Here is a 16659-nt window from a genome sequence, read left to right on the forward strand (position 1 = left end):
ACGGCGGTCGTCGGGCGAGAAGTGTGGCAAGCGCTGGGTAGAGCACGGAACACAGGCGCGCCGTCCGGATAGGGCGGGCGCGCTGACGACTGAGGCCGGCGCGGATTTTACAGGATGAAAGGGGAAGTGCCGCGGAAGCGCCCAATTGAGCGAAGAAAGCGCGGAAATTAGGAATGCTCCGAAGGGAGAGATCGGGGTGCGTCCCGGAGAATGGCTCGCGAGTCCTTATCGAGAGTTCATTCCATGCGCGTTGCTGTCCTTCAGCGTGACCCGGTCATGCGTCGGTCCATTGAATCAATGCTGGTGAGAGCCGGCCATTTCTGCGCGGCGTATGACGACGGCCGCGCGATGTCGAAATCGCTCGTGCACTCCACGATGGATCTGCTGGTGCTCGACTGGCAGGATACGCGGCCCGCCGGCGCGGACCTGTTGCGCTCGATGCGCGTCGTGGCAGGCGAGCACGTGCCGATCATGTTAGTGTCGAACGACAGGTCGGAGGAAAGCATGGTGCGCGCGCTCGCTGGCGGCGCCGACGAATACCTCGCGTTGCCGTTGCGGGACGCCGAGTTTCGCGCGCGAGTCGCGGCGCTGCTGCGGCGCGCTTACCCGGTGAGCTTCAGCGCCGCGACCTGCTTCGAGATCGGCCCTTACCGTTTCGACACGGTCCGCCGGGCCGTCGCGCTGCGCGGCGAGCCGGTGCCGTTGTCGCCCACGCAGTACCGGATCGCGGTGCTGCTCTTTTCCAGCATCGATCGCGTGATGTCGCGCGACCATATTTTCGCGACGGTGTGGGGCCGCGAACTGCGCGAATACACGCGGACCATCGACAGTCACGTGTCGCGGCTGCGTCTGCTGCTCGCGATCGAGCCGCGTAATGGTTTCCGGCTGCAACCTGTATACAGGAGCGGCTACCGGTTGCTGCGGGTCGGCGACCCTGTGCTCGGGGGGTGAAGATTTGCAGTCGGCCGGGTATATGCTGAAATCCGCGTCATCGGCCGTTGGGCTGGCCAGCGGCGTTCGGTGCCGTGTCCGGAGTGATGTTTGTCGGCGCCGATACCGAATAGCGGGACGTTCCCCGCGCCGCGCGCGCGGCGGATCACGCATCGTCCCGGTATGCCGAAATCGTCTCAATCCGCGCGCACGCGCACCAAGACCCACCCGCCCGCGATTCCTACCATGGGCGACATGAAAACCCTCAACATCATCGACTCGCACACCGGCGGTGAGCCTACCCGCCTCGTGGTGTCGGGTGGCCCGGATCTGGGCGGCGGCACGCTCGCGCAACGGCTCGACGTTTTCCGCACCCGCTTCGACGAGTGGCGTGCCGGCATCGTCACCGAACCGCGCGGCTCGGACGTGGTGGTCGGCGCGCTGCTCTGCGAGCCCGGCGATCCGAGCTGCGCGGCCGGCGTGATCTTCTTCAACAACGTCGGCTATCTCGGCATGTGCGGGCACGGCACGATCGGGCTCGTCGTGTCGCTCGCGCACATGGGGCGAATCGGGCCGGGACGGCACCGCATCGAAACGCCGGTCGGCGTGGTCGAGGCGGCGCTGAACGAAGACGGCGGCGTCGCGGTGCGCAACGTGCCCGCGTATCGTCACCGCAAGGCCGTGCAAGTCGACGTGCCTGGCTATGGCGTGCTGACCGGCGACATCGGCTGGGGCGGCAACTGGTTTTTCCTCGTCGCCGAGCATGACCACGAGCTGGAAGCCGCGAACATCGCGAGCCTGACGGCGTTCAGCTCGGCGATTCGCGACGCGCTGATCGCACAGAACATCACCGGCGCGAACGGCGCGCTGATCGACCATATCGAGCTGTTCGGACCGGGCTCGCGCGAGGGCCTCGACAGCCGCAGCTTCGTGCTGTGTCCGGGCAATGCGTACGACCGCTCGCCGTGTGGCACCGGCACGAGCGCGAAGGTCGCGTGTCTCGCGGCCGACGGCAAGCTCGCCGAAGGCGCGGTGTGGCGCCAGGAGAGCATCATCGGCAGCGTGTTCGAGGCGAGCTATCGCGCCGCGGGCGACGGCGTCCATGTGATTCCGACCATCACCGGTCACGCGCACGTCATGGCCGAGGGGCGTCTGTGTTTCGATGAGCGCGATCCGTTCGCGTGGGGTATCCGGACCGCATGAGCCCGGACGCGCTGATCATCGGAGCGGGTATCGTCGGTGCCGCGTGCGCGGCGGAACTGGCCGCGCTCGGCATGTGCGTCGACGTGCTCGACGCACAGCGCATCGGCGGCGGCGCGACGGCGGCCGGCATGGGCCACATCGTCGTGATGAACGACTCGCCCGCCGAATTCGCACTGAGCCGCTATTCGCGCGAGCTGTGGCTCGAACTCGCGCCGCAGCTGTGCGCGCGTGACGCGTTCGCGCGCTGCGGCACACTGTGGGTCGCAGCCGACGACGAAGAGTGGCAAGCCGCGCGCGCAATGCATGCGGCGTTTGGAAGCCAAGGCGTCGCCGCGCAACTGCTCGACGCAGCCGGGTTGCGCGCCTGCGAACCGGCGCTCGCACCATCGATGGCCGGCGGCTTGCGCATCGAGCACGACAGCATCGTGTATGCGCCGACCACTGCCGAATGGCTGCTCACCCAATCGCCGCACGCGGCGAATATCAGTGTGCGGCTCGGTGCGCAGGTCATGTCGATCGATGCGGGCGGTGTGACGCTGGCGAGCGGCGAGTGCATCAGCGCGGCGCACGTGGTCGTCGCGAACGGCCTCGGCGCGGCGCAATTGCTGCCGTCGCTGCCGATGCAGCCGAAGAAAGGCCATCTGCTCATCACCGACCGCTACCCGGGGCTGATCCGTCATCAACTGCTGGAGCTCGGCTACATCAAGAGCGCACATCACGCGACCGGCACGTCGGTCGCGTTCAACGCGCAGCCGCGTCCGACCGGGCAATTGCTGATCGGCTCGTCGCGCCAATTCGAAACGACCGATCCCGCCGTCGAGATGCCCGTGCTCGCGCAGATGCTGCAACGCGCAGCGCTGTATCTGCCGGCGTTGCCGACGCTCAGCGGCATTCGCGCGTGGACGGGCTTTCGTGCGGCGTCGCCGGACGGCCTGCCGCTGATCGGACCGGCCGGCGAGTTTGCGCCCGAAGTTGGATCCGGTTCCACGTCCCGCGTGTGGCTTGCGGTCGGTCACGAAGGGCTTGGCGTAACGACCTCGCTCGCGACCGCGAAACTGCTCGCCGCGCAGATCGCGGGCCACGCCGCGCCGATTCCGTTCGAACCTTATCTGCCGGTCCGTTTTGCTGAACAGGTGGCCCATGACTGACCCTGACGCGGCTAGCATCCGATTGACGGTCGACGGTTGCAGCATCGAAGTGAAACCCGGCACGATCGTGGCCGCTGCGCTCGCTATTGCGGGCATCCGCGGCTCGCGTCTGTCGGTCAAAGGCGAGCCGCGCGCCGCGCTATGCGGGATGGGCGTGTGCCAGGAGTGCCGCGTGACGATCGACGGTCGCTCGCACGTGCTCGCGTGCCAGACGCTGTGCCGCGACGGCCAGCGCGTGCAGACACGAAACGGGACAGTACACGCATGACGCGGCACTTCGACATCGTGGTGATCGGCGGTGGTCCGGCCGGGCTCAATGCCGCGCGAGCGGCGGCGCAGGCAGGCGCGACGGTCGCGCAGATCGATGACAACCCGCGCGCCGGCGGCCAGATCTGGCGCCAGGGGCCCGGCTATCCGCCGCAAGCGCCGCTGCATGCGTTGCTCGCGGCGTTGCTATCGCAGCGAAACTTCACTTACTGGCCAGCGACGCGCGTGATCGCGCCGCTCGGCGCTCAAGCTTTGCTGCTCGAATCCGCCGAACAAGGCGGCGTATCGATCACCTACGACAGGCTGATTCTTGCGACTGGCGCGCGCGAGCGTCTTCTGCCGTTTCCCGGCTGGACCTTGCCCGGCGTGACCGGCGCGGGCGCATTGCAGGCGCTGATCAAAGGCGGCATGCCGGTGCGCGGCGAACGCATCGTAATCGCCGGCAGCGGCCCGCTGCTGATGGCGGCGCTCGCCACCGCGCGAGAGGCCGGCGCGCATGTGATCGCGGTGGTCGAGCAGGCATCGGCTGCGAAGGTCGCGCGGTTCGGCGTGTCGCTGCTGCGCGAGCCTGCGAAGCTGCGTCAGGCGTTCAGTCTCACGCGCGGCTTCGCGGGACTGCGCTACTGGAGCGGCAGCATCGTGCGCGAAGCCCGCGGCGCCGAGCGCGTTGAGCAGGTGACGATCCGGCGCGGCGAGCGCGACGTGACGCTCGATTGCGAGCGCGTCGCGTGCGGCTACGGACTGCTGCCGAATGTCACGCTTGCCCAGGCGCTCGGCTGCGCGATCAACGACGCGGGCGAAATCGCCGTCGACGCTGGGCAGCGCACCTCGCTCGAACGCGTTTATGCGGCGGGCGAGTGCACGGGCGTGGGCGGCGCGGAACTCGCTTGCGCGGAAGGCGAGATCGCCGGTCTCGTGGCGAGCGGCGCGGTGGCTACCCAACGCGCCGCACTGGCGGCGCTCGTTACGCAGCGCGCGCGCTGGCGGGGCTTTGGCGCGCGCGTCGCGGCGTCGTTCGCATTGGGCGAGGCGGCTCGCACGCCGCCTGCCGATGCGACGCTGCTGTGCCGTTGCGAGGACGTGAGCGTCGGCGAGGTGCGCCGCTGCGCCGACTGGCGTGACGCGAAGCTGCAGACGCGCTGCGGCATGGGCCCTTGCCAGGGGCGCATCTGCGGCGCGGCCGCGAGCCTGTACTTCGGCTGGCCGGCCGCCGCGCCGCGTCCGCCATTCAGCCCGGCGCAAATTGGCACGCTGATGAGCGCCGCCGAGCCGCCGACAGCGGCGCTGTGACGGCTCCGCGCTACCCTCGACAGATATTGGCAGGCGGCGCGCCGCTCTATAATCGATCGCTATCGACTGCACGAGCAGGCTGCGCGGTCGCACCGGCGCAGTAATCCGCGAACGCAACCCAACGCAATCAACCAGGCACGCACAAACGGAACCGCACGATGAACACGCTGGCTCATCCGCTCGAACCGGACGATACGACGCTGTCCGGCATGCTGTCGCATTTCAGGTTGCTCGAGCCGGTATTCGATGCAATGCCGGATGTCGTGTTCTTCGTGAAGGACGCGGACGCGCGCTACGCGCTCGTCAACCGCACGCTCGCTTCGCGTTGCGGCTTCAAGGAAAAGGCGGCGCTGCTCGGCAAGACCGCGGAAGACGTGTTTCCGCGCCGCTTCGGGCGCATCTATACCGCGCAGGACAAGGCGATCATCGGCGTCGGCAACCAGATGCTCGATCAGCTCGAATTGCATCTGTATCCGGGCCGTCAACCGGGCTGGTGCCTGACCTGCAAACAGCCGTTGCGCGATGCGAGCGGCAAGGTCGTCGGCCTTGCCGGCATCTCCCGCGATCTGAAAGCCGACGAAAGCAGCCACCCGGCCTACAGCCGGCTTGCGGCCGTCGTGCGGTCGATCCAGGAAAATTACGTGCAGCCGCTGAACCTGAAGCAGCTTGCGGCGATGGCGGACATGTCGGTCGCGCAACTGGAGCGCTACTTTCACAAGGTGTTTCATCTGACGCCGCGCCAGGTGCTCCTGAAAACGCGACTCGATGCGGCGACCGCACTGCTGGTTTCGCATGACAAGGTCACCGACGTCGCCGCGCGTTGCGGCTACACCGATCACAGTGCGTTCACGCGGCAATTCAAGGCGACCGTCGGCGTCACACCGACCGAATACCGGATGTTGCTGCACGGCACGCTGCGCGGCTGAGCGGCGTCGGGCGTGTCATGGCCGGTCGCGGACATCACTATTACGTGTACGTCGTCGCGCTCGACGACAAGGTGTGGAGCGAGGCGCGCTTTCGTCGCGCGAATCCCGATTACCGTTTCGACAAGCCGTGCGTGTACGTCGGCATGACCGGGCTCGACCCGGACCTGCGCTTCGATCGGCACAAGGCAGGCGTTCAGGCGAATCGATATGTGCGCGACTACGGCTTGCGTCTGATGCCCGAACTGTACGAAGTGTTCAACCCGATGCCTTACCGCGGCGCGCAGGATATGGAAGTGGAGCTGGCGATCGGATTGCGCGAGGCGGGGTATGGGGTGTGGCAGGCTTGAGAGGCTTGAAGGAAAAAGGCCGCGGTAACGTCGATCGTCGCCGCGGCCTCAAATCGTTACGATGGTCGTGCTTTACTTCACTCCAAGCCCCCGCAACACCGCATTACCCTCGGACGTCAGGCGGATATGCTGCGTGCCCGCGTCGTTCGAAACGGTCTCGACGAGACCTGCTTCGTAAAGCTGCGGAATTTCGGGTTTTGCGGATGCATCGATCGGTGCGTGCAACAGCAGCAGCAGCGTCGCGAGTTCGTGATGGCTCAACAGACGGCGCAGGATAGTGGGCCGCTTGGCCGGCGTTTCGTTGGTATTCGGTTCGGGCTGGTTCATGGAGCGCACCTCGTGCGGGGACATGTCCGGGGATGTTGCGGACGAAGTCTTAAACGATTCTTAAGACTCCATTGTCCTGTAACACCGTGACATGAACGTTGCAATGGGTCAGATTCCGGCCCCCGCAACTTCGCCTTTATGCGCCACCAAGCCTTATGGCGCGCAGGTCTTGGCTGCCGATTCGATCCACAGGTTGCTTACATGACGCTTGCCCGCATAGAAACGGTAAGTTGTCGCGCCATTGTCGCTGCGAACCTTGATGATGTTCGAGTCGCCGAAATCGAGCATCTGGCCTTGCGGGATGCCGGTCGACCTGAACGCGGCGTTGTGGTGATTGGCCAACTGCGTCAGACAGGCGACCACGTCGTCGACGGAACGCTGCGTCGTCGTGTCCGTGACGGGTTCGCCGGAATCGGGGTCTTTCTGGAAATACGCGCAAGCGTTGAGAAGCAGCGAAAGGGACAGGACTGCAGCGAACTTCTTCATATCTCTCCTGGCGTTGATTCGGCGATTCGGCCGCGGGTCCACGCGTCGCGCGGGCTGGACCCCAAAACAGCCGCCATTATATCGAGACGGCGAACTGACCGATTGAGCGCGCAAATCGCGTACCTGAAACACCAAATCCGTATCGTCGCAGCGACTTTCCAAGGACGAAGGCGCCGCCGCGCCTGGGGTGTCTGCCTGCCCGTTACTTGCGGCGCTGTGCCTGAGCCGCGAGCCGCACCGCCGCATTGGCCGCGCCGTAGCCGTCATAACCACCGCGCCGCTCGACGATTTCGAGGAAAAAGCGCTGGTCGAGTTGCTCCGTATAAGCGTGGAAAAACTCGCCGCCGCGTTCGTCGCGGTCGTACAGGATATTGTTCGCGCGCATCGCTTCGAGCAGCGTGTCGGACAGCGCGTAGCGGGCCGCGAGGTCGTCGTAGTAATTGCGCGGAATGCGCAGGACCGGCACGCCGTCGGCGACGAACTCGGGGATCGCGCTGAAGATGTCGCCGGTACTGAAAGCGACGTGGTTCAGTCCCGAGCCGTGATAAGTGTGCAGCGCTTCGGCCACCGCCGTGTGGCGATCCACCGATGCATTCAGCGCGATCCGCACCGAGCCGTCGGCGCTGCGCAGCGCGCGGCTGCGCACGAGGCCGTACGGATCGGGCACGAGCACCCCCGGCTCGGCCTGGAAGCCGAACGCGGTGCGCAAAAACAGCACCCACGTGTCGAGCGCACTCGCCGGCACCGACAGGCACACGTGATCGATGCGCTCGAGCGGTCCCACCTCGGTCGGCCCGTTGATGTCAGTCAGCACGAAATCAGCCTCGAACAGCGTGGGCTGATCCGGCGTTTCGTCGACGAAATAGTTGAGGCTGCCGTCCGGTGCCTGCACGGCCGGCAGCACGCGCTCGTTCGGCCCGATCTGGCCGGAGAACGGCGAGTAGCCAAAGCCGGCAGCGCGCTCGAACGCCTGGCTCGCGTCGTCGACGCGAAACGCCGATGCGCACAGCGACAAGCCATGCTGCTGAAAAAACGCGTTCGCGAACGAATCCGGCTCCGCGTTCAGCACGATCGATGCCGCGCCGTGCTGATACAGCGTCACGTCCTTGGAACGATGCTGGCCGGCCTGGCGAAAGCGCAGCTTGCCGAGCCAGTCGGCGAGTTGCGCGCGGGTGGCGTGATCGACCGCGAATTCGAGGAACTGGTAGCCGACGTGCGCGGGTGCGGCGGGCGAGCGGTACAGCTCGCCCGTCGTTTTCTGCGGCGGCTGCTCTTCGAGCAGCGCGCGAGTTTGCTCTTCGAGGAACAACAGCGAGCGATGGCCATCGGCGGCCGTAATCGTGGTGGGGGCGGCGCGAAAGCCGTCGTTGAAGATTTCCAGCGAGAGCGGGCCCTTGTAGCCGGCTTTGACGACCTGCGCGGTGAAATTCGCGAGGTCGAAGTCGCCCTGGCCGGGGAAGCAGCGGTAGTGGCGGCTCCATTCGAGCACGTCCATCGCGAGCTTCGGCGCGTCCGCGATCTGCACGAACGCGATGCGCTCGCCGGGGATGTCGGCGATCGCGTCGGGCGCGTCGTTCAGCGAAAGCGTATGAAAGCTGTCGAGCACGAGCCCGAGGCTCGGATGGTTCACGGCGTCGACGAGCTTCCACGCGTGGCGGTAGGTCTTCACGTGCTTGCCCCAGGCGAGCGCCTCGTAACCGGCGATCACGCCGGCCGCTTCGGCCGCGCGCGCCAGCGCGCCCAACTGGTCGATCATCAATGAGTCGTCGCAGATCGTCTCGGGCGACACGTTGCTGCACACGAGGATGCGGTCCGTGCCGAGCTCATGCATCACGTCGAACTTGCGCTTCGCGCGGTCGAGATTGCGCTCGAGCCGCTCGGGACTGACGCCGTCGAAATCGCGAAACGGCTGGAACAGCATGATCTTCAGGCCGAGGTCGTCGGCGATGCGGCGCACGTCGGCCGGCGAGCCGTCGAAATACAGCAGGTCGTTCTCGAAGATTTCGACACCTTCGAAGCCCGCCGCGCGGATCGCGCTCAGCTTCTCGATGAGGGTGCCGCTAATCGACACGGTGGCTATCGAACGTTGCATGAACGGCTCCTGCAAAGACGGACAAACGAAGGGGAAACAAGGAGACAAACCACTGCGGCGCGCCTATGGACGCTTCTTCCCGGGCTTGCTGCAATGCGCAAAATGAGCTACTTCGTTACGCACTGTAGCAAGACGCGGACCAGAATGCCCCACGCTAGCTGGGAGTTTCGACAGTCTATACAAACTAACTAGATGGTACAAATTCGTAGAAACCCCGAATGACGCTGACGGCCGATGAGCGCACACTTCGCCATGCGTCGAAGAACCGTCGCGAGTGCCGCGGTTCGAGTCGCGCTTTATTTTCTGGGAGTCGTTGTCATGAGCTTTGCCTCCGTACTGGTCCTGAACGGACCGAACCTCAATCTGCTGGGCACGCGCGAGCCGGCCATCTATGGCTCGGAAACGCTCGACGACGTCGCGAAGCTGTGCCGCGACGCGGGCGAACGCCTCGACCTCGCGATCGACTTCTGCCAGTCGAACGCCGAGCATCAACTGATCGACTGGCTGCACGCGGCGCGCACCAAGGTCGACGGCATCGTGATCAATCCGGCCGCGTACACGCACACGTCGGTCGCGATCGCCGACGCGCTGACGGCGATCGAAAAGCCCGTCGTCGAGGTGCATATTTCGAACGTGCATCGGCGCGAAGCGTTCCGGCATCACTCGTACGTGTCGGCGGTGGCGGACGCGATCATCGTCGGGTGCGGCACGCAGGGCTATGTGCTCGCGCTGGAACGGATGGCGACGATTCTTAAGAATAGGGCGGCCAAATGAACACTCAAGCGAACACTCAAGCGAACACCCAAGCGAACACTCAGGAAAAGCCCCGGACCGACGCGCAGATCGCCGCGTTGGCCAATGCGCAGGCGAGTTTGCGGGCCACGCCCCAGTCCTTTCTGGTCGGACTGATCGGCTCGGGCATCAGCGGTTCGCTCACGCCCGCAATGCACGAGGAAGAGGGCAGCAAACTCGGTCTGCATTACGTGTACCGACGCATCGATCTCGATGCGCAGAAGCTCGATACCGCCGCGCTGCCGGAGCTGCTGACTGCGGCCGAACGGATGGGTTACAACGGCCTGAACATCACCTATCCGTGCAAGCAGGCGGTGATTCCGCTGCTCGATGAACTGTCCGACGACGCCCGCGCGCTCGGCGCGGTCAACACCGTGCTGTTCAAGGACGGCAAGCGTATCGGTCACAACACCGACTGGTCCGGTTTCGCGCGCGCGTTTCAGCGCGGCCTGCCGGACGTATCGCTGGAACGCGTCGTGCAACTGGGCGCCGGCGGCGCCGGCGCGGCGGTCGCGCACGCGGCGCTGAACATGGGCGCGCAGTCGCTGACGCTGTTCGACGTCGATGCCGCCCGCGCGCAATCGCTCGCCGACGAATTGCAGGCGCGTTTCCCGAAAGCCAAGGTCAGCGCGGGCACCTCGCTCGAAGAATCGCTCGCCGCCGCCCAAGGGCTGATTCACGCGACGCCGACCGGCATGGCTAAAATGCCCGGCCTGCCGCTGCCGGCCGAATTGCTGCACCGCGACCTGTGGGTTGCCGACATCGTCTATTTCCCGATTCGCACGGCGCTGCTGCAGGCAGCCGAGGCGCTCGGCTGCCGCACGCTGAGCGGCGGCGGCATGGCGGTCTACCAGGCGGTCGACGCGATGCGCATTTTTACGGGGCTCGAGCCGGACGCCGAGCGCGTCTACACCCATTTTCAATCGCTGTTGCAACGCTAACCGGCCGCGTAGAGACCGGCATCCAAGCTGATCGAGGAGACCAGTACGACATGACGCAATCGTTCCAATCCAGTTCCGCGGGCTCGCCCGCGCAGAGCAAGTCGGCCAGCCCCGCGCGCCGTTCGAAAGCCCGTTATCAGATCCTCGGACTGCTCGCAGTCGGCACGATGATCAACTATCTCGACCGCACCGTTCTGGGCATCGCGGCGCCGCAGTTGACGAAGGAGCTTGGCATCAACGCCGCGCTGATGGGCCTGCTGTTCTCCGTGTTTTCATGGAGCTACGTGGCTTCGCAGATTCCGGGCGGCCTGTTTCTCGACCGCTTCGGCAGCAAGCTCACGTACTTCCTGTCGATGACGTTCTGGTCCCTGTGCACGCTCGCGCAGGGGCTCGTGGGTGGCATCGCCGGCTTGTTCGCGTTCCGTCTCGGCCTTGGCGTTTCGGAAGCACCGTGCTTCCCGACCAATAGCCGCGTGGTCGCCACGTGGTTTCCCCAAAGCGAACGCGCGATGGCGACCGGCACCTACACGGTCGGCGAATATATCGGCCTCGCGTTTTTCAGCCCGTTCCTGTTCATGCTGATGGGCGCGTTCGGTTGGCGCTCGCTGTTCCTCGTGGTCGGCGGCGTCGGTATCGCGTTTGGCGTGGTGTGGTGGCTGATGTATCGCGAGCCGCGCGATCATCCGTCGGCGAATCAGGAAGAGCTCGACTATATCGAGGCGGGCGGCGGTCTCACGCAACGCCACAAGGATGTCGCGGGTGCGGCCGATACGGCGGCATCGAAGACGAGCGGCTTTCAATGGCGCACGATCGGCCAGCTGCTCAAGCATCGTCAGCTGACCGGCATCTGCCTCGGCCAGTTCGCGGGCAATTCGACGCTGGTATTTTTCCTCACCTGGTTCCCGACCTATCTCGCCACCGAGCGTCACATGGCGTGGCTGAAGATCGGCTTCTTCGCGATCATGCCGTTCATTGCGGCGTCGATCGGCGTGATGTTCGGCGGTGTGTTTTCCGACTGGCTGCTGCGTCGCGGCAAATCGCCGAACGTCGCGCGCAAGCTGCCGATCATCGCCGGTTTGCTGCTCGCATCGACGATCATTCTCGCCAACTATGTCGAGAGCAACGTGGTCGTGATCGCGATTCTGTCGGTGGCGTTCTTCGCGCAAGGTATGGCCGCGCTCGGCTGGACGCTGGTGTCGGATATCGCGCCCGAAGGCCTGCTCGGCGTGACCGGCGGCATCTTCAACTTCGCCGCGAATCTGGCGGGTATCGTGACGCCGTTGGTCGTCGGCCTGATCGTCGCGGCGACCGGTTCGTTCGTCGGTGCGCTGGTGTTCATCGGTGTGATCGCGTTGATCGGCGCGCTGTCGTATATCTTCATCGTCGGCGATATCAAGCGGATCGTGCTGGCGGATTAGGCTTCCTGTTGAGACGTCGCTTCAGGTGACGGGTGTCGAAGCGAAAAAAACGGGATGTGGTGAAAGCCACATCCCGTTTTTCATTTTCAGCCGGTCGCTACGCAACCGGCGTCAATCGTCCTTCTTCACGAACCGCAAGATCGCATCGACGATCATCGCCCGATGCCGCGCGCGCAATCGAGGATGCGACGGATCGCGCCCGAACGCGGTGCCGAACGTATGGCGGTTGCCCACGCGATGAAAGCACAGCGAACTGATCATCAGATGCAGATCGATCGGATCGATGTCGCTGCGGAACTGGCCGGCCGCGATGCCGCGCGCGAGCAGATCTTCGATCGTGTGAATCACAGTGACGTTGCGTCCTTTGAACGTCTTGACCTGCTCGACGTACTTCGCGCCGTGAATGTTTTCGATCGTCACGAGGCGCACGAAGTCGCGCTGCCGGTCGTGGTAGTCGAACGTGAATTCGACCAGCGCGCGCATGCCTTCGACCGGATCGAGTTCGCTGATGTGCAGATCCTGTTCGAGCGCGCGAATGTCTCCATACACCTTTTCCAGCACCGCCTGGTACAACCCTTCCTTGCTGCCGAAGTAGTAGTACAGCATGCGCTTGGTGGTGTTCGTGCGCTCCGCGATCGCGTCGACGCGTGCGCCCGTCAGTCCCATCGCGGAGAACTCCTGGGTCGCGACGTCGAGGATGTTGCGCTTCGTCTGCTCGGGATCGTATTTGCGTGGGGCGTCCGCACGCCGGGCTTCAACACGCCGGGCGTCGGCTCGCTTGGTGTCGGTACGTCGCGCGTCGGCGTGCGGTGCGCCGGACACGATGCCGTTGGTATCAGGCTCGGCGGCCTTGCTTCCCTTTTTCATTGTGGTTTCGAGCGGCAGTGACGGCGCATTCTAGCATGGCGAAATGGGCCTCTGGCGCGGGTCTCGGGCATCGGTGCAGGTATTTCGGAGGGGCCTGGGTGGCGCTTACGCGACCGGTCGCGCGGGCCGGCGGCGCGCGGCGAGGGCGTCGCGTGTTTGCATCGCGGTGTACGTGAGCTGCGCGGCCGCGAGACCGAGCGCGCCGTATGTGCGCGTGAGGCCGAAGCTCGCGAATGCATCGGGCACTGGCCGTTCACCGCAGATCGCCGCGGCCAGCAATTCGCCCGACACCGTGGTCGGCGCCATGCCGTGTCCGCCGAAACCGACCGCGTACCAGACGCCGTCCGTGCTCTGGCCGATCTGCGGCATCTTGTGCCGCGCGTAGCTCATCAGCCCGCCCCACGCATGCCCGATGCGTACGTCGCGCAGCTGCGGATAGACCTTCAGCAGGTCCTGCCGCAGCAGATGCGCGATCGCTTCGGGCTCGCGATTACGCACCGAGATGCGGCCGCCCCACAGGATGCGCGTATCGGGCAGCGGCCGGTAGTAGTCGAATGCGAAGCGGGTGTCGTAGACCGCGGCGCGCGTCGCGATCGCGTCGTGCAAGCGGTCGCCGAGCGGCTCGGTCGCCATCACGTAGGTGGCGATCGGCAGCACCGCGCGCTCGACGCGCGCGTACACGTTGCGCGCATAGCCGCCGCCCGCCATCACGACATGACGCGCGTCGAGCGCGCCTTGCGGTGTTTCTACGACGAAGCCCGCGCCGTCGTGCCGCAAGCCGACGACCGGCGAGCGCTCGTGGATCGTCACGCCCGCTTGCGCGGCCGCCGCGGCGACGCCGAGGACGTACTTGAGCGGATGAAAATGGAACGCGTTGCGCTCGAACAGTCCGCCGTGATAGCGGTTCGTTTTCAGTTGTGCGGCGAGTTCGTCGGCAGCGATGGGTTCCCAGTCGACGCCGAACGAATCGCGCATCAGACGCCGTTGCGCTTCGAGACGTGCTGGTTCGTCGAACCAGTTCGCGAGGATCACCCCGGCATCGGTTGCGTCGCAATCGATCCGATAGCGCGCAATGCGTTTGCGCATCAGCTCGACCGCGTCGGTGGTCAGCGCGTAGAGTTCGCGCGCGCGTGTGGGCCCAAGCGTCTTCAGCAGGTCGGCGCAATCGAGGCTATAGCCGCCGAACACGAAGCCGCCGTTGCGTCCCGATGCGCCAAAGCCGACCTGCTGCGCTTCGAGCACGACGACGTCTTCGACGCCGCGCTCGGCGAGTCCCAACGCAGTGGAGAGCCCCGCGAGTCCGCCGCCGATGATGCAGACGTGCGCGCTGCGTCGGCCGTTGAGGGGCGCATAGGCGGAGGAGCGGGTGACGGTGGCTTCGTAGAAACTTTGCATGGGGCGCGAGCTCGTGGACACGCCCTAGGTTAGCGGCAATCGCGTGTCGCCGTCCAGCCCGCGGAAGCCCGCACGTCGGCGGGCATCCCGCTGCATTTCAACATTTCAACGTGTGTTATCGACCCCAGCGCAACACCAGCGGATCGAGCCGGCGCGCGATCTTCAACAGCCCTTCGCGCGTCGCCGGATGCATCTGCGGCAGCGGATGACGCACCGCGTCCGAAGCGATCACGCCGCCTTCCTTCATCAGCGCCTTGCACGATGCGAGGCCGCCCTGGCGGTTCTCGTAGTTGATCAGCGGCAGCCACTGCTGATAGTGCGCGGCGGCGGCCTCGGTATCGCCTGCCGCATAGGCATCGATGATCAGGCGGATGCCATCCGCATAACCGCCGCCCGTCATCGAGCCAGTCGCGCCAGCATCGAGATCGGCCATCAACGTGATTGCTTCCTCGCCGTCCCACGGACCAACGATCGCGTCGCCGCCCAGTTCGATCAGCTCGCGCAGCTTGTTGGCGGCCTGCGGCGTCTCGATCTTGAAGTACGACACGTTGTCGATCTCGCGCGCCATGCGGGCGAGGAACGGCGCCGGCAACGGCGTGCCGCTGACCGGCGCATCCTGGATCATGATCGGAATCTGGATCGCATCGGACACCGTGCGATAGAACTCGTAGATGCCGCGTTCGCCGATGCGGATCGTCGCGCCGTGATACGGCGGCATCACCATCACCATCGCGGCGCCCGCGGCCTGCGCGGCGCGGCTGCGCTCCGCGCACTGGTACGAACTGAAGTGCGTGGTCGTGACGATCACCGGCACACGGCCCGCGACATGTTCGAGCGAGAGGTGCATCAGTGTGCTGCGCTCGTCGTCGGACAGCGCGAACTGCTCGGAGAAGTTCGCGAGAATGCACAAACCGTTCGATCCGGCGTCGATCATGAAATCGAGGCAGCGCTTCTGGCCTTCGAGGTCGAGGCGGCCGGCGTCGTCGAAGATCGTCGGTACGACGGGGAAGACGCCGCGCAGGGCGGGGGAGTTTGACGCTTGGCTCATGGCGATGTGGTCCGTGCTGGGATGGAAGGATTGCGCTCGAGCCCGCGAACGAGCGGCGCAACTGGATGAATGTCTCCTGCGGCGACTATACGGCGCTTGGCCTCGCAGGTATATTGAATTGTTTCCATATCGTGATCGCTTTTGCGACTCACCCGCCCAATGAAAGACACGCTCAACCTCCTGCTGTCGAAGCTGCGCATGAAGCAGCTGCATCTGCTGATCGCGCTCGACGATCACAAATCGCTGCACAAGGCGGCCGGCGTGATGTCGATGACGCAATCGGCGGCGAGCAAGGCGCTGCAGGAGCTCGAATCGATGCTCGACGCCCCGCTTTTCGAGCGCTCGAAAAGCGGCATGATCCCGAACCAGCTCGGCCATTGCGTGATCCGCTATGCGCGCGTCGTGACGTCGGACCTCACCGCGCTCTGCCAGGACGTCGCGGAAATACGTTCGGGGCGTGGCGGGCGGCTCGCGCTCGGCGCGATCATGGGCGCGATTCCCGACTGCGTGGTGCCCGCGCTGAACCAGTTGCATGCGGCGCAACCGGGTCTGTCGATCGAGGTGGTTGAAGACACCAGCGCGCGGATGCTCGCGCAGCTCGACGACGGCCGGCTCGATCTGGTGGTCGGCCGCGCGGCGGTCGCGGCCGATCCGTCGAAGTATCAGTATCGCCCGCTCGGCGACGAGCCGTTGGCGGTGGTGGTCGGGTATCAGCATGCGCCGTTGCCGCGTCGCGAGATGACGTTGAGCGAGCTCGGCGGGCATCGCTGGGTCATGTATCCGTCACATATGCCGCTGCATGCGCTGCTCGAACGCGAGTTGGATCTCGCCGGCCTCGACATGCCCGACAATCCGATTTCGACGGCTTCCACTTTCGTGACAGTCGCGCTGCTGCAAAGCAGTGCCGAACTCGTTTCGCTGCTGCCGAGCGCGATTGCCGGGCCGTTCGTGCGGCACAAGATGCTGCGCGTCGTGCCGGTCAGGCTCAAATCGCCATCGCAGACTTTCGGCATCGTCACGCGCAAGGGCGGCGTGCTGTCGCCGCCGGCGGAGCGGTTCATCGCGCTGTTGCGCGCGCAGACACAACGGACGCAGACGAAAGCACGAGCTTAGCCGCACCGCCACCGGCTTGCTCGGCCGTTCGCCCGGTCGCCGGTAAGAATGCCAGCCAAAAAGCGACTT

The 16659-nt window shown here is 65.5% G+C and carries 17 protein-coding genes; 11 read left to right on the forward strand and 6 right to left on the reverse strand.

Going from position 1 to position 16659, the window contains the following annotated elements:
• The first annotated feature begins 243 nt into the window (after positions 1-243).
• The 7 genes from AB4Y34_RS00210 (at position 244) to AB4Y34_RS00240 (ending at position 6111) form a co-directional block, all read left to right on the forward strand.
• Positions 244-951 carry a response regulator transcription factor gene (locus AB4Y34_RS00210; protein WP_368714870.1) on the forward strand — a complete coding sequence of 236 codons (708 nt, stop codon included), beginning with the start codon at positions 244-246 and terminating at the stop codon, positions 949-951.
• Between the two features lie 225 nt (positions 952-1176).
• Complete coding sequence (locus AB4Y34_RS00215; RefSeq protein ID WP_176379344.1) at positions 1177-2133, forward strand: 4-hydroxyproline epimerase; 957 nt, start codon at positions 1177-1179, stop codon at positions 2131-2133.
• Positions 2130-3281, forward strand: a complete 1152-nt coding sequence (locus AB4Y34_RS00220) for an NAD(P)/FAD-dependent oxidoreductase (RefSeq protein ID WP_368714871.1) — start codon at positions 2130-2132, stop codon at positions 3279-3281. The genes AB4Y34_RS00215 and AB4Y34_RS00220 overlap by 4 nt, the downstream gene beginning before the upstream one ends.
• Positions 3274-3549 (forward strand): (2Fe-2S)-binding protein, encoded by a 276-nt coding sequence (locus AB4Y34_RS00225; protein WP_368714872.1) that lies wholly within the window; start codon positions 3274-3276, stop codon positions 3547-3549. Before AB4Y34_RS00220 ends, AB4Y34_RS00225 begins: the two co-directional genes overlap by 8 nt.
• Positions 3546-4838 carry an NAD(P)/FAD-dependent oxidoreductase gene (locus AB4Y34_RS00230; protein WP_368714873.1) on the forward strand — a complete coding sequence of 431 codons (1293 nt, stop codon included), beginning with the start codon at positions 3546-3548 and terminating at the stop codon, positions 4836-4838. The genes AB4Y34_RS00225 and AB4Y34_RS00230 overlap by 4 nt, the downstream gene beginning before the upstream one ends.
• A 158-nt stretch (positions 4839-4996) precedes the next feature.
• The gene (locus AB4Y34_RS00235) at positions 4997-5764 is read left to right on the forward strand and encodes an AraC family transcriptional regulator (RefSeq protein WP_176120213.1); all 768 of its coding nucleotides are present in this window, start codon (positions 4997-4999) and stop codon (positions 5762-5764) included.
• A 17-nt stretch (positions 5765-5781) separates the two neighbouring features.
• Entirely contained in the window at positions 5782-6111 is a 330-nt protein-coding gene (locus AB4Y34_RS00240; protein WP_176106534.1) for a hypothetical protein, read from the forward strand.
• Positions 6112-6183: 72 nt separating this feature from the next.
• On the opposite strand, the gene AB4Y34_RS00245 is transcribed toward AB4Y34_RS00240, so the two are convergent.
• From AB4Y34_RS00245 to AB4Y34_RS00255, 3 genes are all read right to left on the reverse strand, one after another.
• On the reverse strand, positions 6184-6438 hold the full coding sequence (locus AB4Y34_RS00245; RefSeq protein WP_176106533.1) for a hypothetical protein: 255 nt from the start codon (positions 6436-6438) through the stop codon (positions 6184-6186).
• Between the two features lie 153 nt (positions 6439-6591).
• Positions 6592-6924 carry a hypothetical protein gene (locus AB4Y34_RS00250; RefSeq protein WP_176379349.1) on the reverse strand — a complete coding sequence of 111 codons (333 nt, stop codon included), beginning with the start codon at positions 6922-6924 and terminating at the stop codon, positions 6592-6594.
• 202 nt (positions 6925-7126) lie between these two features.
• Positions 7127-9016 (reverse strand): bifunctional sugar phosphate isomerase/epimerase/4-hydroxyphenylpyruvate dioxygenase family protein, encoded by a 1890-nt coding sequence (locus AB4Y34_RS00255; protein WP_368714874.1) that lies wholly within the window; start codon positions 9014-9016, stop codon positions 7127-7129.
• A gap of 318 nt (positions 9017-9334) precedes the next feature.
• Between AB4Y34_RS00255 and aroQ the strand changes: the two genes are divergently transcribed.
• From aroQ to AB4Y34_RS00270, 3 genes are read left to right on the forward strand one after another with little or no spacing between them, the layout of a single operon-like run.
• Positions 9335-9790, forward strand: a complete 456-nt coding sequence (gene aroQ / locus AB4Y34_RS00260; protein WP_176106530.1) for a type II 3-dehydroquinate dehydratase — start codon at positions 9335-9337, stop codon at positions 9788-9790.
• Complete coding sequence (locus AB4Y34_RS00265; RefSeq protein ID WP_368714875.1) at positions 9787-10749, forward strand: shikimate dehydrogenase; 963 nt, start codon at positions 9787-9789, stop codon at positions 10747-10749. Before aroQ ends, AB4Y34_RS00265 begins: the two co-directional genes overlap by 4 nt.
• 50 nt (positions 10750-10799) lie before the next feature.
• A complete protein-coding gene (locus tag AB4Y34_RS00270) occupies positions 10800-12167 on the forward strand; it encodes an MFS transporter (RefSeq protein ID WP_368591288.1) in 1368 nt (455 codons plus the stop codon).
• A gap of 111 nt (positions 12168-12278) precedes the next feature.
• On the opposite strand, the gene AB4Y34_RS00275 is transcribed toward AB4Y34_RS00270, so the two are convergent.
• From AB4Y34_RS00275 to AB4Y34_RS00285, 3 genes are all read right to left on the reverse strand, one after another.
• A complete protein-coding gene (locus AB4Y34_RS00275; protein ID WP_176379355.1) occupies positions 12279-13034 on the reverse strand; it encodes a TetR/AcrR family transcriptional regulator in 756 nt (251 codons plus the stop codon).
• A gap of 105 nt (positions 13035-13139) precedes the next feature.
• Positions 13140-14429, reverse strand: a complete 1290-nt coding sequence (locus tag AB4Y34_RS00280; protein ID WP_176379356.1) for an FAD-binding oxidoreductase — start codon at positions 14427-14429, stop codon at positions 13140-13142.
• A 115-nt stretch (positions 14430-14544) separates the two neighbouring features.
• On the reverse strand, positions 14545-15477 hold the full coding sequence (locus AB4Y34_RS00285) for a dihydrodipicolinate synthase family protein (RefSeq protein ID WP_176379358.1): 933 nt from the start codon (positions 15475-15477) through the stop codon (positions 14545-14547).
• A 159-nt stretch (positions 15478-15636) separates the two neighbouring features.
• Between AB4Y34_RS00285 and AB4Y34_RS00290 the strand changes: the two genes are divergently transcribed.
• Positions 15637-16590: a LysR family transcriptional regulator gene (locus tag AB4Y34_RS00290; protein WP_176379359.1), complete on the forward strand. Its 954-nt coding sequence runs from the start codon at positions 15637-15639 to the stop codon at positions 16588-16590.
• Positions 16591-16659 lie beyond the last annotated feature (69 nt).

Source organism: Paraburkholderia sp. BR10954, from assembly GCF_040965775.1.
GTDB lineage: Bacteria > Pseudomonadota > Gammaproteobacteria > Burkholderiales > Burkholderiaceae > Paraburkholderia > Paraburkholderia youngii.